Raw genomic sequence first — 24,342 nt, 5'->3', positions numbered from 1 at the left:
TCAATGCAGAGCGGGCGCACGGCTACAGGGACTGCGCGGCGTGGAACGGCGGGATGCCGCTCGGCACCAGGGCTTCCACGGTAACCCCCTGATTCGTCGACAGGACGGTCATGGTCCCGCCCAGCGCCAGGACCCGTTCTCGCATCCCGATCAGGCCGAACCCCTGTTTGTGATCGGCGGGCAGCCCGGCGCCATTGTCGCGCACGCTCACGACACTCGCCTGGCTGTCGGCCGGAGCCGCGCCCGGTCGGCCAGATCGCGCCGGCTCGACAACGATCTCGACCCGTGTCGCGCCGGCATGCCGGAAGACATTGGTCAGGGCCTCCTGGATGATGCGATAGATGGTCAATTCCGCCGTCTCGCCGGTCTCGCCAAGCGATTCGGAAATCGCGGTTTCGATGACCACTTCGGGATGAGACGTGCTCCACAGGCGCAGCAGGGCGCCGATCGCTTCGGAGAGACCGAGTTCCGCCAATCCAACCGGCCGCAGCCTTTCAAGTACCCGCCTGTTGAACTGCTGCAACGCGTTGATCTGCTCGAGCAGGACACTGCCGTGCTTTCGCAAAGCTTCCCTGTTCAGTTCGCGCGCATCCGCGATTCGCATCAGCGAGCTGCCATGTGCCCGCAATGCAAACAGATAGGGTCCAAATTCGTCATGCAGCTCGCGGGCAATTTCCTTGCGTTCGGCGTCCTGCAACGAGACGGCGCGTTCGGCCAACTGCCGTTTCTCCTCGACGGCTTCTCCCAACGTGGCCGCAAGATGGTTCAGCTTGGAGCAGATCGCCGCGAGTTCCGGTGAACCTCCAGGCCTGACGCGGGTGCCATAGAAGCCGGCTTCGATCTTCGTCATCGCCCCGGAAAGCGACTGGATTGGCGCAAGCGCGCGGCTGACCACCACCATCGTCACCAGGAACAGCGTGATCGCGATCGCGGAACCAACCAGGAGCTGGGTCACGATCCCGTCCCAGATTTCGTTCATCTCATCGTCCGGATGCGATGTGATGACGAGCGATCCCGGCCTGCCATGGATCGTGATTGGAACATTGACGGCGGTCTTTTCCGGATGAACCAGTGCGACGAACCACGCCGGAACCGAAGACGGGTCATCACCATCGTCGTCGAGCGCGGCCGCCGCCGGGGGCGTGACCTCCGCCGTATCCTGCTGTCGCGTAATGCTGACGTGGCGCAGCCGGTTCAGGTCCTGGATCACCTTGGTCAAGCGGGCATCGGGGTCCGGGGTGTCATTCAGACTAACGACCAGCGTCTCGATGAATTCCCGAGCCAGTCGTATGACGCTTTGATCCTCGGCCTGAACGCGTGGTCCGGCCTCGAGTACCAGTCGCGTGACATTGATCGCCAGGCCCAGCAAAAGAATCAGCGCCAGCAACGCGTTGAGCCGGGCGCGCAAAGATAATTTTTGCCACATTGCATTTGTCCAGAAACATGCCGCGCCAAATGCCCGACATAGGAGCGTTGACAGCGAAAAGGCGCGGCTATCTAATCCGAACCGTACAGCAGAAGTGCCCGAGATGGGCAATGCGGTGCGGGTGGGAAGTTTTCCCGTTCCGTTTGATGCAACGCAACAAGAAAAACCTGGGCTGGACCAGCGCCGATGCGTGTTCTGATCGTCGACGATCATCCTATTGTGGCTTCGGGTTGCCGGACATTGTTTGCCGGCGACGATGATATCGTGATCCTGGAGGCCTCTGACGCGGAAAGCGGCGAGCGGGTCTTTGCGGCCGAAGAGCCCGATGTCTGCGTGCTCGATATCAACCTGCCGACGGTTTCAGGGTTTGAGCTGGCGCGGCGAATTCTCGCGCTCGACAAGTCGGCGCGAATCATCATGTTCAGCATGAATGACGATCCGGTATTCGCCGCGCGCGCGATCGAAGTCGGCGCCAAAGGCTATGTGTCGAAGTCCGGAGACCCTTGCGATCTCGTCGAGGCGATCAAGGAAGTGGGTGAGGGCAAGGTCTATCTGCCGGCGGCGATCGCGCGGCGCCTTGCGTTCGCGGGACCCGCAGTCGCTCAGAACCCGTTGTCGAAATTGACGCCCCGCGAGATCGAGATCTTGCGGCTGCTGAGCGTCGGCAAAAGCCTTTCCGAGATCGCCTGGCTGGTGCATTCGTCGTACAAGACGATTGCCAATACGTCTTCGATCATTCGCCAGAAGCTCGGCTTGCGCTCAGCTTCCGAACTGGTGCGTTTTGCGATCGAGAGCCGGCTGGCTTGAGTTCCAGAGCGTTTTCGAGCGAAGTGGATACCGGTTCGCGTCAAGAAAACGCGTCAAAATAAGAATCTTGAGCCCGGTTCTGATTCCATCAGAACCGGGCTCAAGCGTCAGCTTTGCCCGCTGCGGGCCACGGCCTGCGCCACCTGCGCCCGCATTTCCTCGCTGATCTCTGTGACGAGGTCTTTGCTGCGCGTGCCCCGCGGCGGCGGCAATGTTTTCTCGAAAAGAATCTGTGCCGGCCGGTCCGACAGAAAAAACAGGCGATCCGCCAATTGCACGGCTTCCGCCAGATCATGGGTCACCAACAATGTCGTTACCCGCGTTGCCGTCGTCAGCGCCACGAGTTCGTTGCGTAGTCGGATAGCGACCGCTTCATCGAGCGATACAAAGGGTTCGTCAAGCAGCAGGAAATCCGGCCGGATCGCAAACGCGCGGGCGATCGCTGCGCGCCGCGCCAGTCCCAGCGATAATTCACCCGGATATCGCGCCAGATGCGAACCGAGGCCGAGAGTCCCAAACAGGTCCGCCAGATCGACGTTGGCCTGATCGGCGGGAAGCGCCAGGCGGATGTTGTCTTCGACCGTGCGCCACGGCAACAGACGAGGCTCCTGAAAGACGATCCCGAGACGCCCGGCTCCGGGGGTGCGGAGCCGACCCTGGAAATCGGCATCGAGGCCGGCCGCGATTTTGAGGATCGTCGTCTTGCCGCAACCGGAAGGACCGATCAGCGCACCGAACGATCCGGCCTCGAGCCGAAGTTCCAGGTTGCGAACGACCTCGACCGCCGTGCCGTCGCTCGACAGAAAGCGCTTCGCATCGATGCGAAGCTCAAGCGGGGCGGCGTCTCCAGCGGTTTGCGCGTCGTTCAAGCGGCTGTACCAAAAAGCTTTCGATCACAAGCATGAGCAGGATGAAGCAGATCGCATAGCTCAGTATCCTGGCCATGTCGAACAGCGAGAATGCCGAACCCAGCACGAACCCTACGCCGTTTGGGCGCCCGATCAACTCGACCACGAGCACGATCTTCCAAACGATGGACAGGCCGGAGCGCGAACTGGCCGCCAGATAGGGCGCGAGTTGCGGTATCACGACGTGACGGAGCCTTTTGAATGCGGTGAATTGAAAGGCTTTCGCCATCTCGTCGATCTCCGGATCGAGCGCGCGGGCGCCCTCGCGCACGACGACGACCACATTCGGCAGTTTGTTGATGGCCACGGCCAGGATCGCCGCGGTTTCGTTGAGGCCGATCCAGATGTAGGCAAAAATGATGACGACCAGCGCCGGCATGTTGATTAGCACGATCAGCCATGAATCGGCGAACCTGTCGGTGGCTTTCGACCGCCCCATCGCATAGCCCGCGATGGTGCCGAGCAGCATCGCGATCGCGAACGAGCCGATCACGCGTCCGAGCGTGCAGGCCATCTGGAACGGCAATTCGCCGGAACGGATCTCGGCCAGCGTCGCCCGGCCGACCGTCAGCGGATCGGGGAGCAGCCGCGATTGAGCCAGCGCGGCGGCAACGGCCCACACCACGATCAGCGTAGCCAGCGAAAAAATTCTCGGCAACAACGCTCAATCTCCGTGCGGGTCCGGTTGATAGTAAAGGCCCGGATCGAGTTCTTGCGAGGGGCCTACCAGTTCGGCGCCGCCGGTGCTCGCGAGTGCCTTGAACAGCGCGCTGGCATCGGCCGCTTCCGCGGCAATCGTCCGCTGTGGCATGCCCTCCCGGGTGCGGTCGCGATAGGCTTTGAAGGTATTGTCATCCCCGGCATTCATCAGCGGGCGCAGCGCGTCCCACTCCTGGTCGGAGTGCCGCATGATGTCGTCGGCCTGATGTGCGATCGCGATGAAGCGGTCGATCGTGCTGCGGTGCTGGGCTGCGAATTGCTCGGAAAACACGTAGCCGATCAAGGCGACCGGTTCGGTCAACCCAAGTGCGGCCTCGGCGTCGCGCACCTCGAAGAGGCGGCGGTAACCCTGCGCTTCCAGGCTGGCGCAGAAATTCCAGAAATTGAGGCTCGCGTCGGCTTCGCCCTGCTGCAGCTTTTGCGACATCAGTGGCGGCGCGCCATAGGCAAGGGTCGTGTCGTGCTTGAGATTGATACCCTGGCGGGTCGCGGCGGCCTGCACGATCAGCCAGCTTTTGTCGAGCGGGCCGCCCGCTATGCCGAGAACGTGCCCCCTCAGATCCGCAATGCCGCGCAACGGCGAATCGCGCTTCACCATGATGGCGCCGACGGCACTGGAATAGGGATAGAACAACAGTTTCGCGCCGAGAGCCCGCGCCCGGGCGACCCAAAGCCAATCGACGACGGCGAGATCGACCGAGCCGCCGTTGATCGCGAGCTTGCCGGCATCCGGCGAAGCGAATTCGCTGATTTTCAAATCCAGCCCGGCATTGTCGGCAAGACCGTGGCGGCGGATCACGTCCAGTTGCCAGGCGAATGTGCCGGTGCTTTGCAGGCCGATGCGCAAAGTTTCCGCGGCCGGCGCTGGAGTGGCTCCAACCGCGAGGCACAGCGCCACGAGAATTCCGGATATTGTTCTCACTTCCGCATTCATGCGGGAAATTATCCACACTGTCTATCCGCCAAAGCAACAGCCAAGTTGCCATTAACTCCCATTGCTGTTCGGGATGAAATGGCAATTCCGATGCAGAATGGTAAGCTCGGTTGGGATCGATTTGAGTGCAGTGCGGCAAAGCCCACGCGCGGGCGGGATGCTTCGATGGCGGTGTCGCAGACATCGGGACGGCTTGTTTCGGCAGCGCAGCGGCGACGTACCGCGGGATGCTGGCTGTTGCTTGTGTTTGCGCTGGTTCCGGGCGGCGCCCGCGCCGAACCGATCGAGACCGAGCATCTGTTCGGCTTCACCATCGGAAGCGATGTGGGCAACGTCGGCGAAAAAGAATTGGAGGGATCGGTAACCGGACGATTTTCGAAGCAGACCGGGACCTATGATGCCGGTTCCAGCACGATGTCGATGGAATTCGTGCCGATGCCGAAGCTGCGAACCGAAATTACCGGCACGGTCAATTCTTATGACATTACAGGCGTAAGCGGGTTTGCCGATCAGCACTACACCGCGTTCGGCGGGTTTTCTGCCGACATCCGCTACCAATTCCTTGATCGTGCATCTGCGCCGTTCGGCTTTGCGATCGGCGGCGAGCCGCATTGGGGGCGGGCCGACGACATCACAGGTCAACCCGTCAACCAATATGGCGTCGACTTCGTCGCGGCGGCTGACTGGGAAATCATTCCGGACCGCGTCGTTGCGGCCTTCAACCTGCTTTATCAACCCGACACCATGCGTACCAACCTGACCGGAACCTGGTCGCAGGAATCCACGGCAGGGATTGCATTTGGTGTTATGGCGCAGGTCTCTTCGGGAATTTTCGTTGGCGGCGAAACCCGCTATTTGCGCCAGTATGACGGGTTCACGCTCGATACGCTGGCCGGACAAGGCTTTTTCATGGGGCCGACGCTTTACGTCAAATTCTCCGAGCGTGCGTGGATGACGCTGGCATGGAGCGCGCAGATCGCCGGTCATGCCACCGCGACCGCCGGCTCGCTCGACCTCGTTGATTTCGAGCGGCAGCAGGCGCGCCTTTTGTTTGGCGTCAATTTTTGAAGGGTGCGATAGCGGCTATTTGGCGCAGTCCTTCAACTCCTTTTCATCGATCGAGAAGATCGCACCGGCCTTGATCGGAACGTTCGGGACAACGCAGGTCCGTCCGCGCTTGTCGACAAATTTGACGTCGTAAATTCCGGCTTCCGTGCCGGTAATTTTCAGGCGCTCGTCATGGTCAACCGTATGATCGTTATCATTGTCGGTCTGGTTGCGGCCCCATTCATTCTTGCCGGGCGGCGAAAGCTGCAGCGACGTAATCGTGTTGGCGGTCAGGTTCCAGAACTGGGTGTCCTTTGCCGAGGCGTCCATCGGCACCAAAGCCAAAATGAAAGCTGCTGCTGAAATAGCTGCTTTAAGAATAGCCGCTTTGGCCATGTTGCGTTGCTCCCTGAATATGCCGCGCGGTCAATCGGAAATGCCGCCGATGCCACGGCTTGACGTCGGTGTTAATATCAATCCGCGATCCCAGCCGCAATCGCGCGGGCCGAAGAGAGACCATGATGCGTTTTGGAACGCTGGCGCGGATTTCTGCCGTTGTTTTCTGTATCCCGACTTTGACAGGCGTCGCCGCTGCCGCGCCGGCTACGGCGATCTTTCCCTTCGAGATCTATGACACCAGCGGGCGAACCGCCGCAACCCGATCCGACCGAACGATTGGCGATGGCGCGATCATCGGTTCAATCGCGCGGCGTGCCAGCGGAGATGGTCTTCCATGAATGTCGATACGAAGTAATAGCTGTGGTCATAGCCGGCCTGGCGGCGAAGGATCAGCGGAATGCCGGCCTGCTCGCACGCGGCTTGCAAAAGCTCGGGGCGAAGCTGTTCGGTCAGGAATTGATCGGCGTCGCCGTAATCGACCAATAAATCGGAAAAGCGCGCGCCGTCCTCGATCAATGCGACCGTGTCGTGCTTGCGCCAGGCCGCGCGCGCATCGCCGAGATATCCGCCCAGCGCCTTGATCCCCCATGGCACTTGGGATGGCGCAACGATCGGCGAAAAAGCGCTGGCGGCGCGATAACGCCCGGGATGGCGCAAGGCAATCGTGAGCGCGCCATGACCGCCCATCGAGTGACCGAGGATCGATTGCCGCCCGGTATCGACCGGAAAATGCCCGGCGATCAATTCGGGAAGCTCTTCCGTCACATAGCTCCACATCCGATAATTGTCGGCAAATGGCCGTTGCGTGGCGTCGACATAGAAGCCGGCGCCAAGTCCGAAATCATAGGCGCTGGCGGGATCGCCAGGGACGCCTTCGCCGCGAGGGCTGGTGTCCGGCGCAACAAACACCAGGCCCAGCTGGGCGCAGGCCCGGCGAAATTCACCCTTGTCCGTGACATTGGCGTGCGTGCAGGTGAGGCCCGACAGATACCAAACCACCGGCAGCTTGGCGCCGGCTTGATGCGGCGGCACATACACCGAAAAGGTCATGGACGTCTTGGTTTCGCGGCTGGCGTGCTTGTAAACGCCCTGCACACCTTCATGCGACCTGTTCAGCGAAACGGTTTCGAGGGTCATGATTTTCAAGCTCCAGCGCTGCAAGGACGCGATGATTATCAGAGGTCAGGGTGGCCTACGATAGACAATCGCGGGCGTGATGACGAAGGTATGGAACCGCGGAACGAGAAATTCATTGCCGAAATTCGAGACGCGAGCGCGAATCCGGCGTAACATTTTCGAGTTTCAGCTCGAGGGCACTGGGAATGATCGAAATCATCCTGACGGTCTGCGCCATCGCCAACCCGGCCAATTGCGAAGAAAAATATCTCCAGTTCACCTTCGACGGTTCGATCCAGCAGTGCATGATGGCTGCGCAGCCCTATATCGCCGAGTGGATCGGCAACCATCCGGAATGGATGGCCAAAAAATGGAGCTGTGACTACCCCGGCCACGAGAAGCGGCGGATCTAGTTCGGGGAAGCATCTGCGATTCCTCAATTCGGTCCGAAGGCTACGCCCCAGGGTAATTCGCCGACCTGAATCGATTTGATGACCTTCTGAGCCGCGACGTCGATCACCGAGACGTCGTTCGAAACGCCGTTGGCGACCAGCAGGTATTTCTCGTCGGGCGTAAAGGCGCCGTGCCAGACGCGCTGTCCGACCAGCAGGTATTTCAAGACGGCGTGGGTCACGCCATCGACCACGGCGACCCGATTGGCAGGCCCCAGATCGATGAAGCCGAGTTTGCCGTCCTTGGTGATATTGATGCCGACCGGCTGGATCGCCTCGGACCGCAGGCCGGGGATTTCAAACGTGACGGTCTGCTTGAGCTGCCGCGTCGCCGGATCGATGATGGCAAGGCCGCCGCCGATTTCCGAAGTGACCCACAATTCCGATCCGTCGGCCTTGTAGGCGGAGAAGCGTGGCCGCGAACCGACAAGCAGGTTGCCGACCACTTCGTGGCTCGCGGTATCGATGAAATGAACCATGCTGGTCGTCTCGGATGTGCATACCAGCATCTTGGAATCCGGGCTGACCGCCATGCCCTCGGGTTCGGTGCCGACCGATACCTGGCCGACGGCGGTGCGCTTTTCCATGTCGATGATGGTCACCATCGCGTCGTTTTCGTTGGCGACGTAGAGGAACTTTCCGGCGGGATCGAGCGCAAACTGCTCGGGATCCGGGCCGGACGGCAATTCGCCGGCATCGTCGCGGTTCTTGGTGCCGAACATCTCGATCTTGTCGTCGTCGCCGAGCGCGACAAAGACGAATTTGCCGTCGCGGGTGACTTCGATGCCGCGAGGCCGTTGCCCGGTCTTGATGGTTGCGACCGTCTCCATCTTGTCGGTATCGACCACCGAGATCGAATTACCCTTCTCATTGGAGACATAGGCGAGGAAGGCAAAGGCCGGATCGAACGAGAATAGGAACACGAACAGGGAAAGAATGGTTGCCGCGATCCGGTGCAAATCCAACATATGGCGTTCTCCAACCTGTCAGGTCCAGTTTGTGTCGATCGAATCTGAACGACGTTACTCTGGCGGTGTTATTTCGTGATCTATTTGACGCCTTTGCGCGCAATAGACAATCGTAGCGCTTAGAACCCAGCGACGGATTTTTGCCGACCGATTTTTTGCCTTCCTTGCGTCGGACGATAAATAGGGTAGCCTGAAAGCTCAAACAGGACGACATGACCACAGGACGACATGACCGGCGATGCTGCAGCGCAATCGAGTCATTGGTGCTATTCATCGTCAAACGTCCGAACGTGGCATTACCGAACGTCGCATTGGAGGCTTGATTTGCTTCGGCTTCTGATCGGTGTCTTTGCACTCATCGCCTTGAGCGGAACCGCGTTGTCGGATCAACCGCTGGAAATCAAGATCGGCTACCTTCGCCAGGCGCCTTCGCGGATCCGGATATCGTTGATCGATGTGCCGGCCGCCAATGACGGGCTTGCCGGCGCGCAATTGGCGGTCGACGACGACAATACGACCGGCCGCTTCCTCAATCAGCGATATACGCTGATCGAGAAACTGGTCGACGAGAAAGAGGATCCGGTCGCGGCCATGAACGCGCTCGCCGACCAGGGAGCATCCTTTATCGTCGCGAGTCTCGATGCGGACCGCCTGCTGAAGACGGCGGATGCCGGCAAGGCGCGCGGCGTGACCTTGATCAATGCGCTCGCGCTCGACGAGCGCCTGCGCGAACAGGATTGTCGCGCCAATGTGATCCATGTCGCGCCCACACGCTCCATGCTGGCCGACGCGCTGGCGCAATATCTGGTCTGGAAAAAGTGGCGCAAATGGATGCTGATGACGGGTTCGCACGAAAACGACGCGCTGTTCGCCGACGCGTTGCGCCATGCCGCGACACGGTTCGGCGCCAAAATCGTCGAGGAGCGGGTATTCAAGGATAGCGGCGGCGCGCGTCGCACCGACAGCGGTGTCGCCGAGATCCAGCAGCAGATGCCGGTGGTGACACAAGGCGCGCCGGACCACGATGTGTTGGTCGCAGCCGACGAAAGCGAGGTCTTTGCCGGCTATTTGCCGTACCGGACCTGGGACCCGCGTCCGGTCGCGGGCTCTGCCGGACTGGTTCCGACCACCTGGGATGCGGGCTTCGATCAATGGGGCGCCGTGCAGTTGCAGAACCGTTTCACCAAGACGTTCCAGCGTTCGATGACGGCGCACGACATGCAGGTCTGGACAGCGGTTCGCATGGTCGGCGAAGCCGCGAGCCGGGCCGGATCCGGCGATCCGGCCAAGATGCTCGCCTACATCAAGAGCCCCGAATTCTCGGTCGCGGCTTTCAAGGGACAAAAGCTGACGCTGCGCGACTGGAACCTGCAGTTGCGGCAGCCGATCCTGCTGTTCGACGGCAGAAACACCGTATCGGTGTCGCCGCAGGAAGGCTTCCTTCATCAGGTATCGACGCTCGATACGCTCGGTCTTGATCGTCCCGAAACCAAATGCTCGCTCAAATAAATAAAGCATTCGCTCAAACGTCTTCATGAGGCCGACGTCGAGGCGGTTTTATGTTCGATCGCATCAAGGTTTGGGCGCGTGCGTTGAAACGGGACGTTTACGCGGTCTATCTGGCCGCCCGCGATCCCAATACGCCCTGGTATGTGAAGGTTCTTGCGGCCGTTGTCGCCGCCTATGCATTCTCTCCCATCGATCTCATTCCGGATTTCATTCCGATCCTCGGATATCTGGATGATCTGATTCTGGTGCCGCTCGGTATCTGGCTGGTCGTGTCGTTGATCCCGGAACCGGCCATGGCCGAATATCGGGCCAGGGCCAGCGAGTTCATGCAGCGCCCGCACGGCGGCAAGATCGCAGCGGCCGCCATCATCGTGATTTGGGTATCAGGCGCGGCGCTATTGTGTTGGTTCGCGCTTTCGCGCTGGAATAGATAGAGCGGCTATTCGGGTTTTTGTTTAGATCAGCCCAATCACCCGGTGAGTGCCTTGTCTGAGAGAGAACTTGCCTTGTTCGAGAGAGAAATGTCGAAGGCGTGCGTAGCCCTTGGGCATTCAATCTTCAATCGCGAGCACTTGCGCGATGTCGGGCGTGCTCCTAGGTTCGGCTCCGGCGTGACGTTCGCGCCAAATTACTTCGGAGGATACTGATGACCTGGAAGACTCCTAAGATTGTCGAAGTGCCGGTGGGCATGGAAATCAACATGTACGCCTGCGCGGCGCGCAAATAGACGACGTCGAAACGATCTGCCCGGTTCGGTCGGCCTTGCCGCATCGCGCCGGGCAGACGTCCTTTGAAGGCCTCACACCGAAAACCAAGATCCCAAAACCAAGATCCCAAAACCAAAACCTCAAAACCAAAATCTTAAAAACCAGGACCTCAAAAATATTGCGGCGTCCGCAACAGGTTTGATGGGCCGCCACGGACTCCAGCCTATGCTGCTACGCAGCATGAACGTGCCCCGGGAAAAGCGGCAGCGCCGCTGAAAAAATTCATTTTATTTCGCTCCGGGGCAAACGACTTCCCTCTCGGGCAAGTTTTCCAGTTCGAGACCGGGTAAAAATCCCGATGAGCAATACCGAAAAGTGGACCGTTCTAGCGGAACCATCGCTCGCAACCGGGAGGAATAATGATGCGCAAGGTGCTAATCGCGACAGGTCTTGGCGTTGCGGCGCTCGCCGCGGGAGCCGTCAGGGCCGACGAGGCCTTGGACCAGTTGGCCAAGGATCCGAAGCAGTGGGTCATGCAACAAGGCGATGACGCGAACACGCGTTATTCGAAGCTCAACCAGATCAATTCATCCAACGTCAAAAAGCTTCAGGTGGCCTGGACCTTCTCGACCGGCGTGCTGCGCGGGCATGAGGGCGGCCCTTTGGTGATTGGCGACACGATGTATGTGCACACGCCGTTCCCGAATACGGTCTATGCGCTCGACCTGAACCATGAAGGCAAGATCATCTGGAAGTACGAGCCGCGGCAGGATCCCAACGTGATCCCGATCATGTGCTGCGACACGGTCAACCGCGGCGTCGCTTACGCCGACGGCAAGATCTTCCTGCATCAGGCCGATACCACGCTGATCGCGCTCGACGCCAAGACCGGCGCCAAAGTCTGGTCGGTGATGGACGGCGAAGCCGGCAAGGGCCAGTCCGGAACGGATGCGCCATTCGTCTACAAGGACAAGGTTCTGATCGGTGTATCCGGCGGTGAATTCGGCGTTCGTGGCTGGGTCAGCGCCTACAACATCAAGGACGGCAAGCTCGCCTGGCGCGGCTTCTCGGAAGGACCGGATGCCGACACGCTGATCGATCCGGAAAAAACCACGTCGCTCGGCAAGCCGGTCGGACCGGACTCGTCGACCTCGACCTGGCAGGGCGATCAATGGAAGATCGGCGGCGGCGCGACATGGGGTTGGTATTCCTACGATCCCAAGCTGAACCTGGTCTATTACGGCTCGGGTAATCCCTCGACCTGGAACCCGGTGCAGCGCCCCGGTGATAACAGGTGGTCGATGTCGATCTGGGCACGCGATCTCGACACCGGCAAGGTCAAGTGGATCTATCAGATGACGCCGCACGACGAATGGGATTTCGACGGCGTCAACGAGATGATCCTGAGCGATCAAGAGATCGGCGGCAAAATGCGCAATATATTGACGCATTTCGACCGCAACGGCTTCGGCTACACGCTGGATCGGGCCACCGGCGAATTGATGGTCGCAGAAAAGTTCGATCCGGTGGTGAACTGGGCGACCAAGGTCGACATGGACAAATCGTCCAAGACCTATGGCCGTCCGCTGGTGGTCGATGCCTATTCGACTCAGCACCAGGGCGAAGACACCAACTCGAAGGGCATCTGCCCGGCAGCGCTCGGCACCAAGGACGAGCAACCGGCTGCCTATAGCCCGGAGACGCAGTTGTTCTACGTCCCGACCAACCACGTCTGCATGGACTATGAGCCCTACAAGGTGGCCTACACCGCTGGTCAGGCTTACGTCGGTGCCGCGGTCGCGATGTATCCGCCCAAGGGCGATACCAACATGGGCAACTTCATCGCCTGGGACGGCAAGACCGGCAAGATCGCCTGGTCCAACAAGGAGCAGTTCTCGGCTTGGGGCGGCGCCCTTGCAACGGCCGGCAACGTCGTGTTCTACGGCACGCTGGAAGGCTATCTGAAGGCGGTCGATGCCAAGACGGGCAAGGAACTCTACAAGTTCAAGACCCCGTCGGGCATCATCGGCAACGTCATGACCTATGAGCACGGCGGCAAGCAATATGTCGGCGTCCTCTCCGGCGTCGGCGGTTGGGCGGGTATCGGTCTTGCGGCCGGCCTGTTGCAGCCGGAAAACGCCGCGGCGTGGCATGGCGCGGTCGATCAGGGTAAACTGCCCAGCAAGGAAAAGACCGTCGATACCGCGGGCCTCGGCGCCGTCGGTGGCTACGCGGGTCTGGCCTCCTATACCTCGCTTGGCGGAACGTTGACGGTGTTCGCGCTGCCGTCTGAATAACGGCAAGGTGAACTGACAATCGATCGGCGCGCCGCAGTTCTGTTGCGCGCCGATTTCGTCTCAAGGCTCCACGAGGAATGTTCGCGTGAATATCAAGTACTGGAAATTTGTGCTCGCAGTCGCGGCGAGTGTGTTGGCGAGTGGCGTCGCCCGCGCGGACGGATCGGGTGATCCGGCGATCGTGTCATCCGATAACGGCAAGTACATGGATAAGGACGGCAATCCCACTTACAAGATCAGCCCGGACGGGATGGTCGACTGGTACACGTTCTCCGGCTTCCGCCGCTATCACTCGGATTGCCACGTGTGCCATGGGCCCAATGGCGAAGGATCGACTTACGCGCCGGCGCTGGCCAATTCGCTGAAGACGCTGAGCTACAGTGACTTTATCAATGTCGTCACCAACGGCCGCAAGAACGTCGACGCCGCCAACGACAAGGTGATGCCGTCGTTTGCGACCAATGTGAACGTGATGTGCTACGTCGACGATATCTACGTGTATCTGCGCGCACGCGCCAACGATGCCATTCCGGGTGGCCGGCCGCCTACCCACGAAGACAAGTCCGAGGCGGCCAAGCAGGCCGAATCCAGTTGCACAGGTATCAAATGAACGCATTCGCGATGCTGAAGAACGCTACGGGAGTATGAGATGAAGACACGTGCCGCAGTGGCGTTTGAAGCCAAGAAGCCGCTAGAAATCGTCGAGCTCGACCTGGAAGGCCCCAAGGCCGGCGAAGTGCTGGTCGAGATCAAGGCCACGGGCATTTGCCACACCGATGCCTACACCCTGGATGGCCTGGACAGCGAGGGCATTTTCCCCTCGATCCTCGGCCATGAAGGCGCCGGCATCGTGCGCGAGATCGGACCGGGCGTCAGCTCGGTGAAGCCGGGCGATCACGTGATCCCGCTTTACACGCCGGAATGCCGGCAGTGCAAAAGCTGCCTCAGCCAGAAGACCAATTTGTGCACGCAGATCCGCGCCACCCAGGGCAAGGGCGTGATGCCCGATGGCACCTCGCGCTTCAGCCACAACGGCAAGCCGATCTTCCATTATATGGGCTGCTCGACGTTTTCGAATTTTACGGTGTTGCCGGAAATTGCCGTCGCGAAGATTCGCGAGGACGCGCCGTTCGACAAGAGCTGCTACATCGGCTGCGGCGTGACCACGGGCGTCGGCGCGGTGGTCAATACCGCCAAGGTGACGCCGGGCTCCAACGTCGTCGTATTCGGCCTCGGCGGCATCGGGCTCAACGTGATCCAGGGCGCCAAGATGGTCGGCGCCGACAAGATCATCGGCGTCGATATCAACGATTCCAAGGAAGAGTGGGGCCGCCGCTTCGGCATGACCCATTTCGTCAACCCGAAAAAGGTAGATGGCGATATCGTGCAGCATCTGGTCGGGCTGACCGACGGCGGCGCCGATTACACCTTCGATTGCACCGGCAACACCACGGTGATGCGTCAGGCGCTGGAAGCCTGCCATCGCGGCTGGGGCGTCTCGGTCGTGATCGGGGTCGCGGAATCCGGCAAGGAAATCGCGACCCGTCCGTTCCAACTGGTCACCGGCCGGGTCTGGAAGGGCTCGGCGTTCGGCGGCGCGCGCGGCCGCACCGATGTGCCGAAGATCGTCGACTGGTACATGAACGGAAAAATCCAGATCGATCCGATGATCACCCATGTGCTCAAGCTCGAAGACATCAACAAGGGATTCGAGTTGATGCACGAGGGCAAATCGATCCGTTCGGTCGTCGTGTTCTAAGCATGATCGGTAAAATTGGGGCACCGGTTTTCCCACGGGACTGACGCGAAGCGTTTGCCCCGGAGATCATGCTCAGATGAAGAGATGGAGCGGGATGGCCATTCGAACAAGGCTCATCGCGCTCTAAACGTAGCGTTCCAAGTCAAGAGCTTCAAACACAAGGGAGGATCGGCCTATGACTGTGCATCTCCATCCAACGATTGATAGTGGCGTCAAGAAAGGCTCGGGCAGTTTTGCCGGCGGTACGCTGGTCTGCAAATGCAAGGATCATCCGGTCAAGGTCGGCGTCAAGGGCGATGTCGCCCACAATCACGCTTGCGGCTGCACCCAATGCTGGAAGCCCGAGGGCGCCACATTTTCCGTGGTAGCCGTGGTGCCGCGCGATAACGTGACCGTCCTTGAAAACGGCGACAAGCTTCACATTGTCGATGCCTCGAAGACGATCCAGCGGCATGCCTGCAAGGCGTGCGGGACGCATATGTACGGCCGCATCGAGAACAAGGGCCATCCGTTCTACGGCCTGGATTTCATCCATCCGGAACTGTTCACCGAAGGCGGCTCGGAGGCTCCGGGATTTGCGGCGTTCGTATCGTCGGTGATCGAATCCGGCGTCAAGCCGGAAGAGATGGGGGCCATCAGATCGCGCTTCAAGGAAATCGGGCTTGAACCCTATGATTGCCTGTCGCCGGCGCTGATGGATGCGATCGCCAGCCATGTGGCGAAATCCAAAGCTGCCTGATCGCGTTATTTGGTGACAAACTGCCGGCGGTCATGACCGTCGGCAGCTTCATAACCATGTCCCGACCCGATGCCTAGAGCGGGATGATATCGAGGCTATCCGCGCGCTTCCCTTCACCTCTCCCCGGTAGGGAGAGGTCGATTTGCGAAGCAAATCGGGTGAGGGCTCTTATACCGAACGAGGGGCCTTAACCCCTCACCCGGCGCTACGCGCCGACCTCTCCCAATGGGAGAGGTGAAGGGAAATCGGGGCCGATTCAATCAATAGTCATCCCGCGCTAGGCCGCCGCGACCTTCCCGATCTGCTCCGACAGCAGCGTGCGGATCTGCGCGACCGGCAGCGGGCGGCTGAACAGGAAGCCCTGCATTTCGGTGCAGCCGAGATCACGCAGCACCTCGCGTTGCGGATCGGTCTCGATGCCTTCGGCCGTCGTCGTCATGTTCTGCGAATTGGCGATATTGATGACGGCTTGCACGATGGCCGAGGCGCCATCGGCGTCTTCGATGCCGTCGACGAAGCAGCGGTCGATCTTGATCTTGTCGAACGGGAAGCGCCGTAGATAGCTCAGCGAGGAATACCCGGTGCCGAAGTCGTCGAGCGCAATCCGCACGCCGATGTTGCGAAGGTGCTGCAACAGGGTCAGCGCAGCGTCGTCGTCGCGGATCAGTACGGCCTCGGTAATCTCCAGCTCGAGCCGCCTTGCCGCGAGACCCGTCGTCGCCAGCGTGTTGGCGACCTTGAGCGAAAACGCGTGGCTCCTGAACTGGACCGGCGACACGTTGACCGCGAGCCGGATATCCGGCGGCCAGTTCATCGCCTCCGCGCAGGCGGTGGCCAGCACCCAGTCGCCGATCTCGCAGATCAGCCCGGTCTCTTCAGCGACCGGGATGAACTCGGCCGGCGATATCATGCCGCGAACCGGATGGCGCCAGCGCAGCAACGCCTCGCAGCCAACGATCTCGTTGGACCTGAGATTGACGACCGGCTGGTAGTGGACTTCGAATGTGCCGTCGATGATGGCCTGGCGCATGTCCAGTTCGAGCGTGCGGCGCGCCTTGACGCGCGCATCCATCTCGGCCTCGAAGAAGCGGTAAGTCCGGCGTCCATCGGCCTTGGCGCCATACATCGCGAGATCGGCGCTTTTCAGCAGCTGATCGATGTCGGTGCCGTCGTGCGGCGCCAGCGCAATACCGATGCTGGCGTCGGTCGCGACCTGGTGCCCAAGACATTCATAAGGCGCGCGGATGACGTCGTAGATTCGCTTGACGAGCTCCATGACGTCGCTGGGTTGCCCGATCCCGGTCTGCACGATGGCAAACTCGTCGCCGCCGAGCCGGGCGACAAAATCGGTCTCCCTGACACAGTGCCGCAAGCGAGAAGCCACCGCCTTGAGCAGTTCATCGCCGACGTGATGGCCGAGCGAATCGTTGACGGCCTTGAACTCGTCGATGTCGATATAGAGCATGGCGAGTTGCTCGCCGCGTTTGGTCAACTCGAGCTCGCGCTCGACCCGCTCGCGAAATAGCACGCGGTTCGGCAGGTCGGTCAGCGCGTCGTAATGGGCCAGGCGGGCAATTTTCCGCTCGGCGCTCCGCCGCTCGGTGACATCTTCCTGGGTCCCTACCCATCCGCCGTTCTTCATCGGCTGGACCATGGTTTCGATCGAACGGCCATCGTCGGTTTCAACGACATTGTGGCTGACCTGATTGAGGTCGACGTGACGCAGGACGTTATAGCAAAACGCGTCGACGTCGCCCTTGAACGATCCGATGGATTTTCGATAGGCCATCAGATCGCGGAAATGCATGCCGGGCTTGACGATCTCCGGGGACAGATCGAACATGTCGAGATAGCGCTGGTTGCATAGCACAATCCGGCTGTCCCTGTCGTACATCAACAGGCCCTGCGCCATGTTGTTGATGGCGGTGTCGAGCCGCTCCTTTTCGATCGCGAGCCTTCGTTTGGCGCTGCGGTGTTGCGCCGAAAGTTTCCGCACGATGAGAAACAGGGTCAGCGCGATCACTATGGCCGAAAGCGCGGCCGCGCCGATCAGGAAGCGCGTTTGCTCACGCCAGTCGGCCAATGCGCTGGAAACCTTCATCGCCGCGATGATCGAGAGGGGGAATCCGTTCAGGGTCCGCGCCGCGGCCAGCCTGTATTCGCCATCGACAGGACTTAGCAAGCGCGTCGTTCCGGAATCCGTTCCCCGCAGCAGTTGCTGGACCGGGGCGGTGCTGAGATTTTGCCCGATCATGGCCTCGACATGCGGATAGCGCGCCAGCAGCGTTCCATCGCGATGAGTCATCGAAATAGCAGCCCCGGCGCCAAGCGCAAGCGATTCGAAAAATGTCTCGAAATTGGCCGGCGACATGCCTCGCGAAACCACTCCGAGAAACGTGCCGTCCGCGCCGGTAATCTTGCGCGCGATAAGTGTGGTCCAGCCCTCGGCAAACCGGCTGTGGACCGGCGTGATGATGAGATCGGGCGACGCTGGGTCGTACTTGAATAGCTTGAAGTAGTCGCGCTCGGCGATGCTGATCGCGGGTACCGGCCAAGCCGCCGATGAATTGATCAACTCGCCGTTGGCATCGAATACGTTGAGACGGGCAATCTCCGGCGCCTCGTTGACGAAGGCTTTAAGGGCTTCGTGGGCGTCTTCGCCGGACATTTTCCGGTCGAATGCGTCGGGCGTCCGGATCCCGGCCTGTTGTACGCGCGTTACGAAGTTTCGCTGGATCGCGTCATAATTGCCGAGTTCGCGATCGAAATGGCGGGCCAGCAGCAGAACGGTGTTTTGCAACTCGCGCTCGCTATTCTCCAGAGCGCGTTGCCGGAAGCTGACGATGGTGAAGGAGGTACCGATCACAATGGCGGCGATCAACAAGACCCCGCCGAAGATCAGGAGGTTTAGCGGGTTACGTTCGCGGACCGGCGCAGGATCATCGTAGTGGCTGCTCACCGTGTCGGAGATTTTCTGTAGCATCGCCCTCTCCTTGGACGACTTGGATACAATGCGAGGGTGGATGAACCCTTGGGAATCAGGGTTAACGAAATCTGAATCGTGGTAAAATACTGGAATCATGGACTCCAGCGACGCGCGCAGGTTGTCCTTTGGTCTAAGGCCGCCTGCGGCCAACCGCTGATTCGATCAACTCGCCGTGCCGTTGACCAGTTCGATCAGCTCACGCCCGTAGCGTTCGAGCTTCTTGTCGCCGATGCCGGGAATGTCGCGGAGCGCTTCCGGCGTTCTCGGGCGGGAGGCCGCGATGCCCTCGATCGTGGCATCGTGCAGCACCACATAGGCTGGCACACCGCGCGTGCGCGCGACTTCGGAACGCCACGCCCGCAGCACGCCCAGCAGGTTGGCATCGGTGGCTTGCCCGGAGTTGCCGGGCGCCGGAGCCAGATCGCCGCGCCTTGATTTGGTCCGGCTGGGCCGATCGCGGCCCGAGGTCTGCTCGCGCAGCAGGATCTCGGTCTCGCCTTTCAGCACGCCGCGCGCGGTATCGGTCAGCTTCAGCGCGCCGAACGCCTCGCTGTCGGCCCGCAGATGGCCCATCGCCACCAACTGGCGCATCGCGGCGCGCCATTGTTTTTCATTGAGTTCGCTGCCGATGCCGAACACCGACAGCCGCTCATGCCCGAATTGCTTGACCCGCTCGGTCAGTCGGCCGATCAGAACGTCGATCAGATGCATCGCGCCGAAGCGCTGCCCGGTGCGGTAGGCGCAGGACAGCAGTTTTTGCGCGATGACCTTGCCGTCACGAACCAGCGGCGGCGACAGGCAATTGTCGCAATTGCCGCAGGTCGCGGCCTGCGGGCTTTCGCCGAAATATCCGAGCAGGCGGCTGCGCCTGCAGTTGGCGGTTTCGGCAAGGCCGACCAGCGCATCGAGCTTGCCGATCGACACCCGCTTGAACGCCTCGGCGCCGGTGGACTCATCGATCATGCGGCGCTGCTGCACGATATCCGACAGGCCATAGGCCATCCAGGCGGTGGAGGGTTTGCCGTCGCGCCCCGCGCGGCCGGTCTCCTGATAATAGGCCTCGATGCTCTTTGGCAGATCGAGATGCGCGACGAAACGCACATCCGGCTTGTCGATCCCCATGCCGAACGCGATCGTCGCGACGATCACGATACCGTCCTCGTTGAGGAAGCGATCCTGATGGCGGGCGCGCCGGCCGGCGTCGAGCCCGGCATGATAGGGCAGCGCCACGATGCCGGCTTTGGCCAGCGCGATAGCGGTTTCCTCGACCTTGGCGCGCGACAGGCAATAGACGACGCCGGCGTCGCCGGAATGGCGTTGCTGGATGAAGGCCTTGAGCTGGGTTTGGGCGTTTTGCTTGTCGACGATTTCATAGCGGATGTTGGGCCGGTCGAAACTCGCGACAAAGCGCGGCGCGCCGGCAAGGGCGAGGCGGTCGGTGATCTCCTGCCGGGTCAGGTCGTCGGCGGTGGCGGTGAGCGCGATGCGCGGTACGTTGGGGAAACGTTCGGCGATGACGGACAGGCCGATATATTCGGGGCGGAAGTCGTGACCCCATTGCGACACACAATGCGCTTCGTCGATCGCAAACAAGGCGATTTTCGCGCGGCCGAGCAAGGACAGGCAGCGCGGCGTCAAGAGCCGTTCCGGCGCGACATAAAGCAGGTCGAGATCGCCCGCCAGCAGCCGCTGCTCGACCGCGGTCGCTTCCTCAAACGACAGCGTGGAATTCAGGACCGCCGCCTTGACGCCGGATTCCAGCAGGCCCGCGACCTGGTCGCGCATCAGCGCGATCAGCGGCGAGACCACGATGCCGCAGCCCTCGCGCAACAGCGACGGTAATTGATAGCAGAGCGACTTCCCGCCGCCGGTCGGCATCAGCACCAGGCAATTGCCGCCATCGGTGACATGCCTGACGATCTCCTCCTGCGCGCCGCGAAAGCCGGGCAGGCCGAACACGGAATTCAGCACGGAGAGCGCGTCGGCAGTGGCGCCGGCCCCACGCTGGCGCGCCGGGGCAATGTTGGTAGCGGGCATGCGGCGTCAATCCGGGCTAAAGCATGATCCGGAAAAGTGGAAACCGGTTTTCCGAAAAGATCATGCTCAAACAATAAACTAGAGCGGGGTGACGATTCGAAGATAAGTCATCCCGCTCTAAGTCAACGGTCGCGACAGGTCTAGCCCAGATTCGCGGCAACGCATATCGCTTCTGGCGGGTATCGACCGGGCGCTAAGCGCCTATGCACCGGCCAGTTGCAGTGCATTTGCAACGCTCATGGCGGGGATTTTGCGGCGGGCGGCCGCTTCCAGCGCATGGCGCAGCAGCGCCGGCGTGCAGCCGTAGGGGCTAGGCTCAGCCTCCACGTCGTGGCCGTAGAAAATCAGCCAGCCGTTGGAGGCTACGGCTTCATCGAAGGCGCGATCGATCCCGTCACGGTCGATCAGGCAATCGACCAGCGGCGTGGCGCGCAGATATTGCAGGTCCACGGTGCCGCTGTTGACGCCGGGCAGGATGCCGCGCGAGGACCGGAAGGCTTTGCCGAGCTGCCCCTTGCGCAGCAAGGAACCCGTACCATAGGGATAGGCAAAATTCTCGATCCGGATCGAGGGGTCGAGCGCCAGCAGATAGCGGCGATTTTTCTCCAGCTCCGCCGCCATCGCCGCCGAGGTCAGATCGGTCGCGCGGGTGTGCGAGAACGTGTGACAGCCGATTTCATGTCCTCGGTGGTGAAGATCGGCGACATCGTCGGCACTGACGGTGTTCCAGTTGCCGGACCAGCTATCGGCGAGCCCGCCGGCGACATAGAAGGTTCCCCGCGCATCATACTCCTCGAGCATCCCGGCGCCGCGCGTCGCGGCACTGATCGGCGCATCATCGAAGGTGAAGCTGACCATCGGGCCATTGTTGCGCAGCCTGAACGGCTGGGGCCGCAGATGCCGCGCCAGCCTGTTGCCGATGCGCGCTTTCAGGGATGACCACGCCGGGTGCATGCTATCGGTGCTTTCGCTGGATCGGATATTGGTCGCCGGAAATGGGACGGCTTTCCGGCCGGATCATCGTCTATTTGAATCACTCAACCCGCGGTTTCATGCAAGCGCCGTTCGCCATTAGTCATAACGGGGAACCTGTTTGAAAAATCATATCACGCCGGTTCGCGATTTAACGCCGTCGGAAAGATATTCGAGCCAGTTGCGAAACAGCGCCGCCGCCGCCACGCCGACGGCAAGATCGGGACGAAGCGTCAAATGAGGCAACTCGACACTCAGCGGTATCTGCCGTTCGGCGCATGCCCGCTTCCGGTAGTGTGCCAGCTTGTTTTCGGTTTCGGTCTCAAAATAGCCTGCCGGAAACGCCGGAAAGGCATCGCGCTGGCGTGACAGGAACCGGGTGATATCGCGCAGATATTCCCGCTGCAGCGACAGCGCCTCGTATTCCGGATGCCCTTGGAAGAAGATGAATTGGCTGCCCAGCCGTTTGGCGAAGATATCGACGCCAGCTTCCGGCGATTCGGTCAGCACTTGATATCCGCCGGCTGCAAGGTCGCTGTTACGCAACGCATTGACGCGCGAATGCGCGACCTTGAGCGGCGAGTTGATGTCCCGCGTCAGCCAATTGTCGGTCACCTTGGCGCAGTCGTAAACCCCTGAGCATTTGACGTCGAGCGGTTGCCGCTCGATGCCGTCGAGATGCAGCACCGCGGCGTGGGCGGCAAGGCACGACCAGATCGCCGAACGGGTATTGTCCCGCGCCCAGTCGATGATCGCCGTGAGGTCCTGCCAGAACGGCTCCTCGGGAAGGGTGGCGGCGTTCGGTTCGGCACCGGTAACGATCAATCCGTCGATCCGCAGCCGGCCGAGATTCGTGATATCGCCGTATCGGCCCTCCATCGATTGCCTTGCCTGCGGCGAGCGCTTCACCGACGGCAGCGAAAAGCAATGCAGATGGACACGGGTGTTTCCGGCAGCAGCCTGCAGCAGTTGGGTAAACTGGCGCTCGGTGGCCTGCAGTGCGGAATCCGGCATGTTGTTGATCAGGCCGATCGTGAGTACCGAATCGGCGTCTTGCCGCCGTTCGGTGTGATCGGCCTCGTGCAGCTGATCGGGTGCCAGCGCCGGGCTGACGATACGCCGATGTTTGTCGAACAGCACCGCCATGGGATGTCCGGTCTATTCCGCCGCCACCAGCGGCTGCTGCCGCGCGCTGGCCCGCGCGAGAGCCTGATCGATGTCCTCGATAATGTCGTCGCTGTGCTCGATCCCGATCGAGAGCCGGATCGTCTCCGGGAGAACGCCGGCCATCCGCTGCTGCTCCGGCGACATCTGGCGATGCGTGGTCGACGCCGGATGGCAGGCCAGCGATTTCGCATCGCCGATATTGACCAGCCGCGTGATCAGGTTAAGCGCGTCATAAAAGGCCTTGCCGGCTTCGAGGCCGCCGTTGATGCCGAATGTGAACAGCGACGAGGCCTGACCGCCGAGATATTTCTGGACCAGCCCGTAATAGGGGCTGTCGGAAAAGCCGGCATAATTGACCCAGGCGACGCGCGGATCCTTGCGCAGGAAGTCCGCGACCTTGCGCGCGTTCTCGACATGGCGCTCGATGCGCAGCGCCACGGTCTCGATTCCCTGCAACAGCAGGAATGCGTTGAACGGCGAGAGCACGGAACCCATGGTGCGCTGATAGACGCTGCGCGCGCGCTGGATATAGGCGCTGGAGCCGAACTGCTTGGCGTAGACCATGCCGTGATAGGATTCATCTGGCTCGTTGAAGGTCGGAAATCGCTTGGCGTGATCCGCCCAGGGAAAACGGCCGCTGTCGACGATTGCGCCGCCGAGCGTGGTGCCGTGGCCGCCGAGGAATTTCGTCAGCGAATGCACCGCGATATCGGCGCCGTAATCGAAAGGCTTGAGCAGGATCGGGGTGGCGACCGTATTGTCGACGATCAGCGGCACGCCGTGACGGTGCGCGACTTTCGCCAGCGCCTCGATGTCGCAGACGTTGCCGGCGGGATTGCCGATCGTCTCGGAGAACACCGCCTTGGTATTCTCGTCGATCAGCCGCTCGATCGCATCGGGTCTGTCACTCTCGGCGAAGCGGCCGGTGATGCCCTGGCGCGGCAGGACGTGCGAGAGCAGCGTGTGCGTCGTTCCGTACAGCTGCGGCACCGAGACGATATTGCCGCCGCTATCGGCGACGTTCACAAAGGCGAAATGCAGGGCGGCTTGTCCGGTCGCGACCGCGAGCGCGCCGACGCCGCCTTCGAGCTCGGCGACACGCTTTTCGAGCACCGCGGTGGTGGGGTTGGCGATCCTCGAATAGCGATAGCCCTCGGCCTCGAGGTTGAACAGAGCGGCGCCGTGATCGGCGCTGTCGAAGGCGTAGGCGACAGTTTGATAGATCGGGACCGCGACCGACTTGGTCGCGGGATCGGGGTCGTAGCCGGCGTGAATTGCAAGGGTCTCGTTGCGCATGGTCCACCTCTGCTTTTTGGCGGCACGCATTTCATCATGCGTTTTATTTTACCCCATTGCCGCATCCCGGTTGTAGGGGCGGGCCGTCAACGCAGC

The 24,342-nt window shown here is 61.1% G+C and carries 21 protein-coding genes and 1 pseudogene; 10 read left to right on the top strand and 12 right to left on the bottom strand.

Annotated features, from left to right (window positions below; all coding sequences use genetic code 11):
• Window positions 1-22 precede the first annotated feature (22 nt).
• A complete protein-coding gene (locus tag GSQ88_RS05685) occupies window positions 23-1,426 on the bottom strand; it encodes an ATP-binding protein (protein ID WP_159006428.1) in 1,404 nt (467 codons plus the stop codon).
• Between the two features lie 186 nt (window positions 1,427-1,612).
• Between GSQ88_RS05685 and GSQ88_RS05680 the strand changes: the two genes are divergently transcribed.
• Window positions 1,613-2,233, top strand: a complete 621-nt coding sequence (locus tag GSQ88_RS05680; RefSeq protein WP_159006413.1) for a response regulator transcription factor — start codon at window positions 1,613-1,615, stop codon at window positions 2,231-2,233.
• 107 nt (window positions 2,234-2,340) lie between these two features.
• On the opposite strand, the gene GSQ88_RS05675 is transcribed toward GSQ88_RS05680, so the two are convergent.
• From GSQ88_RS05675 to GSQ88_RS05665, 3 genes are read right to left on the bottom strand one after another with little or no spacing between them, the layout of a single operon-like run.
• Entirely contained in the window at window positions 2,341-3,102 is a 762-nt protein-coding gene (locus tag GSQ88_RS05675; RefSeq protein WP_159006412.1) for an ABC transporter ATP-binding protein, read from the bottom strand.
• The gene (locus tag GSQ88_RS05670; protein WP_159006411.1) at window positions 3,062-3,799 is read right to left on the bottom strand and encodes an ABC transporter permease; all 738 of its coding nucleotides are present in this window, start codon (window positions 3,797-3,799) and stop codon (window positions 3,062-3,064) included. Before GSQ88_RS05670 ends, GSQ88_RS05675 begins: the two co-directional genes overlap by 41 nt.
• A 6-nt stretch (window positions 3,800-3,805) precedes the next feature.
• Complete coding sequence (locus GSQ88_RS05665) at window positions 3,806-4,660, bottom strand: ABC transporter substrate-binding protein (RefSeq protein WP_246735070.1); 855 nt, start codon at window positions 4,658-4,660, stop codon at window positions 3,806-3,808.
• Here GSQ88_RS05665 and GSQ88_RS05660 point away from each other — a divergent pair.
• A complete protein-coding gene (locus tag GSQ88_RS05660) occupies window positions 4,646-5,863 on the top strand; it encodes a DUF6662 family protein (RefSeq protein WP_246735069.1) in 1,218 nt (405 codons plus the stop codon). The genes GSQ88_RS05665 and GSQ88_RS05660 overlap by 15 nt on opposite strands.
• A 15-nt stretch (window positions 5,864-5,878) precedes the next feature.
• Here the strand turns inward: GSQ88_RS05660 and GSQ88_RS05655 are convergent, their stop codons facing one another.
• Both GSQ88_RS05655 and fghA read right to left on the bottom strand, forming a co-directional pair.
• Complete coding sequence (locus GSQ88_RS05655) at window positions 5,879-6,238, bottom strand: hypothetical protein (RefSeq protein WP_159006408.1); 360 nt, start codon at window positions 6,236-6,238, stop codon at window positions 5,879-5,881.
• Window positions 6,239-6,532: 294 nt separating this feature from the next.
• Window positions 6,533-7,378, bottom strand: coding sequence for an S-formylglutathione hydrolase (fghA, locus tag GSQ88_RS05650; RefSeq protein WP_159006407.1), 846 nt, complete (start codon window positions 7,376-7,378; stop codon window positions 6,533-6,535).
• A gap of 185 nt (window positions 7,379-7,563) precedes the next feature.
• On the opposite strand from fghA, the gene GSQ88_RS05645 reads away from it, so the two are divergent.
• Window positions 7,564-7,770: a hypothetical protein gene (locus GSQ88_RS05645; RefSeq protein WP_502706697.1), complete on the top strand. Its 207-nt coding sequence runs from the start codon at window positions 7,564-7,566 to the stop codon at window positions 7,768-7,770.
• A gap of 23 nt (window positions 7,771-7,793) precedes the next feature.
• On the opposite strand, the gene GSQ88_RS05640 is transcribed toward GSQ88_RS05645, so the two are convergent.
• Window positions 7,794-8,777, bottom strand: coding sequence for a PQQ-dependent catabolism-associated beta-propeller protein (locus GSQ88_RS05640; RefSeq protein ID WP_159006406.1), 984 nt, complete (start codon window positions 8,775-8,777; stop codon window positions 7,794-7,796).
• A 324-nt stretch (window positions 8,778-9,101) separates the two neighbouring features.
• On the opposite strand from GSQ88_RS05640, the gene GSQ88_RS05635 reads away from it, so the two are divergent.
• The 7 genes and pseudogenes from GSQ88_RS05635 (at window position 9,102) to gfa (ending at window position 15,788) form a co-directional block, all read left to right on the top strand.
• Window positions 9,102-10,286, top strand: coding sequence for a lanthanide ABC transporter ABC transporter substrate-binding protein PedA1 (locus GSQ88_RS05635; protein ID WP_174247924.1), 1,185 nt, complete (start codon window positions 9,102-9,104; stop codon window positions 10,284-10,286).
• A 59-nt stretch (window positions 10,287-10,345) separates the two neighbouring features.
• Window positions 10,346-10,720 (top strand): annotated as a pseudogene (locus GSQ88_RS05630) (YkvA family protein); the annotation flags it as partial.
• Between the two features lie 212 nt (window positions 10,721-10,932).
• Window positions 10,933-11,013, top strand: a complete 81-nt coding sequence (gene pqqA / locus GSQ88_RS05625; RefSeq protein WP_035721241.1) for a pyrroloquinoline quinone precursor peptide PqqA — start codon at window positions 10,933-10,935, stop codon at window positions 11,011-11,013.
• Between the two features lie 402 nt (window positions 11,014-11,415).
• Window positions 11,416-13,290 (top strand): methanol/ethanol family PQQ-dependent dehydrogenase, encoded by a 1,875-nt coding sequence (locus GSQ88_RS05620; protein ID WP_159006403.1) that lies wholly within the window; start codon window positions 11,416-11,418, stop codon window positions 13,288-13,290.
• A 91-nt stretch (window positions 13,291-13,381) separates the two neighbouring features.
• Window positions 13,382-13,900: a c-type cytochrome, methanol metabolism-related gene (locus GSQ88_RS05615; RefSeq protein ID WP_174247925.1), complete on the top strand. Its 519-nt coding sequence runs from the start codon at window positions 13,382-13,384 to the stop codon at window positions 13,898-13,900.
• 39 nt (window positions 13,901-13,939) lie between these two features.
• Window positions 13,940-15,049, top strand: coding sequence for an S-(hydroxymethyl)glutathione dehydrogenase/class III alcohol dehydrogenase (locus GSQ88_RS05610; protein WP_159006402.1), 1,110 nt, complete (start codon window positions 13,940-13,942; stop codon window positions 15,047-15,049).
• Window positions 15,050-15,224: 175 nt separating this feature from the next.
• Window positions 15,225-15,788 carry an S-(hydroxymethyl)glutathione synthase gene (gene gfa / locus GSQ88_RS05605; protein ID WP_159006401.1) on the top strand — a complete coding sequence of 188 codons (564 nt, stop codon included), beginning with the start codon at window positions 15,225-15,227 and terminating at the stop codon, window positions 15,786-15,788.
• A gap of 277 nt (window positions 15,789-16,065) precedes the next feature.
• Here gfa and GSQ88_RS05600 read toward each other — a convergent pair whose 3' ends face one another.
• The 5 genes from GSQ88_RS05600 to GSQ88_RS05580 form a co-directional block, all read right to left on the bottom strand.
• Window positions 16,066-18,771: a bifunctional diguanylate cyclase/phosphodiesterase gene (locus GSQ88_RS05600; RefSeq protein WP_159006400.1), complete on the bottom strand. Its 2,706-nt coding sequence runs from the start codon at window positions 18,769-18,771 to the stop codon at window positions 16,066-16,068.
• A 165-nt stretch (window positions 18,772-18,936) separates the two neighbouring features.
• Complete coding sequence (recQ, locus tag GSQ88_RS05595) at window positions 18,937-20,811, bottom strand: DNA helicase RecQ (RefSeq protein WP_159006399.1); 1,875 nt, start codon at window positions 20,809-20,811, stop codon at window positions 18,937-18,939.
• Window positions 20,812-21,012: 201 nt separating this feature from the next.
• The gene (locus GSQ88_RS05590) at window positions 21,013-21,765 is read right to left on the bottom strand and encodes a polysaccharide deacetylase family protein (protein WP_159006398.1); all 753 of its coding nucleotides are present in this window, start codon (window positions 21,763-21,765) and stop codon (window positions 21,013-21,015) included.
• Between the two features lie 147 nt (window positions 21,766-21,912).
• Window positions 21,913-22,929 carry a homoserine O-succinyltransferase MetA gene (metA, locus tag GSQ88_RS05585; RefSeq protein ID WP_159006397.1) on the bottom strand — a complete coding sequence of 339 codons (1,017 nt, stop codon included), beginning with the start codon at window positions 22,927-22,929 and terminating at the stop codon, window positions 21,913-21,915.
• 12 nt (window positions 22,930-22,941) lie between these two features.
• The gene (locus GSQ88_RS05580; RefSeq protein WP_159006396.1) at window positions 22,942-24,246 is read right to left on the bottom strand and encodes an O-acetylhomoserine aminocarboxypropyltransferase/cysteine synthase family protein; all 1,305 of its coding nucleotides are present in this window, start codon (window positions 24,244-24,246) and stop codon (window positions 22,942-22,944) included.
• Window positions 24,247-24,342 lie beyond the last annotated feature (96 nt).

The organism is Bradyrhizobium sp. S69, from assembly GCF_009766005.1.
Classification (GTDB): domain Bacteria; phylum Pseudomonadota; class Alphaproteobacteria; order Rhizobiales; family Xanthobacteraceae; genus Bradyrhizobium.
The sequence above is the reverse complement of the archived record's forward strand: the minus strand, read 5'-3'. Positions and strand labels throughout refer to the sequence as shown.

What these genes read in the sequence shown, in the direction of transcription:
- GSQ88_RS05685 (WP_159006428.1), bottom strand. Translation starts at nt 1,426, where the DNA reads ATGTGGCAAAAATTATCTTTGCGCGCCCGGCTCAACGCGTTGCTGGCG.
- GSQ88_RS05680 (WP_159006413.1), top strand. Translation starts at nt 1,613, where the DNA reads ATGCGTGTTCTGATCGTCGACGATCATCCTATTGTGGCTTCGGGTTGC.
- GSQ88_RS05655 (WP_159006408.1), bottom strand. Translation starts at nt 6,238, where the DNA reads ATGGCCAAAGCGGCTATTCTTAAAGCAGCTATTTCAGCAGCAGCTTTC.
- fghA (WP_159006407.1), bottom strand. Translation starts at nt 7,378, where the DNA reads ATGACCCTCGAAACCGTTTCGCTGAACAGGTCGCATGAAGGTGTGCAG.
- GSQ88_RS05645 (WP_502706697.1), top strand. Translation starts at nt 7,564, where the DNA reads ATGATCGAAATCATCCTGACGGTCTGCGCCATCGCCAACCCGGCCAAT.
- GSQ88_RS05640 (WP_159006406.1), bottom strand. Translation starts at nt 8,777, where the DNA reads ATGTTGGATTTGCACCGGATCGCGGCAACCATTCTTTCCCTGTTCGTG.
- pqqA (WP_035721241.1), top strand. Translation starts at nt 10,933, where the DNA reads ATGACCTGGAAGACTCCTAAGATTGTCGAAGTGCCGGTGGGCATGGAA.
- GSQ88_RS05620 (WP_159006403.1), top strand. Translation starts at nt 11,416, where the DNA reads ATGCGCAAGGTGCTAATCGCGACAGGTCTTGGCGTTGCGGCGCTCGCC.
- GSQ88_RS05610 (WP_159006402.1), top strand. Translation starts at nt 13,940, where the DNA reads ATGAAGACACGTGCCGCAGTGGCGTTTGAAGCCAAGAAGCCGCTAGAA.
- gfa (WP_159006401.1), top strand. Translation starts at nt 15,225, where the DNA reads ATGACTGTGCATCTCCATCCAACGATTGATAGTGGCGTCAAGAAAGGC.
- GSQ88_RS05600 (WP_159006400.1), bottom strand. Translation starts at nt 18,771, where the DNA reads ATGCTACAGAAAATCTCCGACACGGTGAGCAGCCACTACGATGATCCT.
- recQ (WP_159006399.1), bottom strand. Translation starts at nt 20,811, where the DNA reads ATGCCCGCTACCAACATTGCCCCGGCGCGCCAGCGTGGGGCCGGCGCC.
- GSQ88_RS05590 (WP_159006398.1), bottom strand. Translation starts at nt 21,765, where the DNA reads ATGCACCCGGCGTGGTCATCCCTGAAAGCGCGCATCGGCAACAGGCTG.
- metA (WP_159006397.1), bottom strand. Translation starts at nt 22,929, where the DNA reads ATGGCGGTGCTGTTCGACAAACATCGGCGTATCGTCAGCCCGGCGCTG.
- GSQ88_RS05580 (WP_159006396.1), bottom strand. Translation starts at nt 24,246, where the DNA reads ATGCGCAACGAGACCCTTGCAATTCACGCCGGCTACGACCCCGATCCC.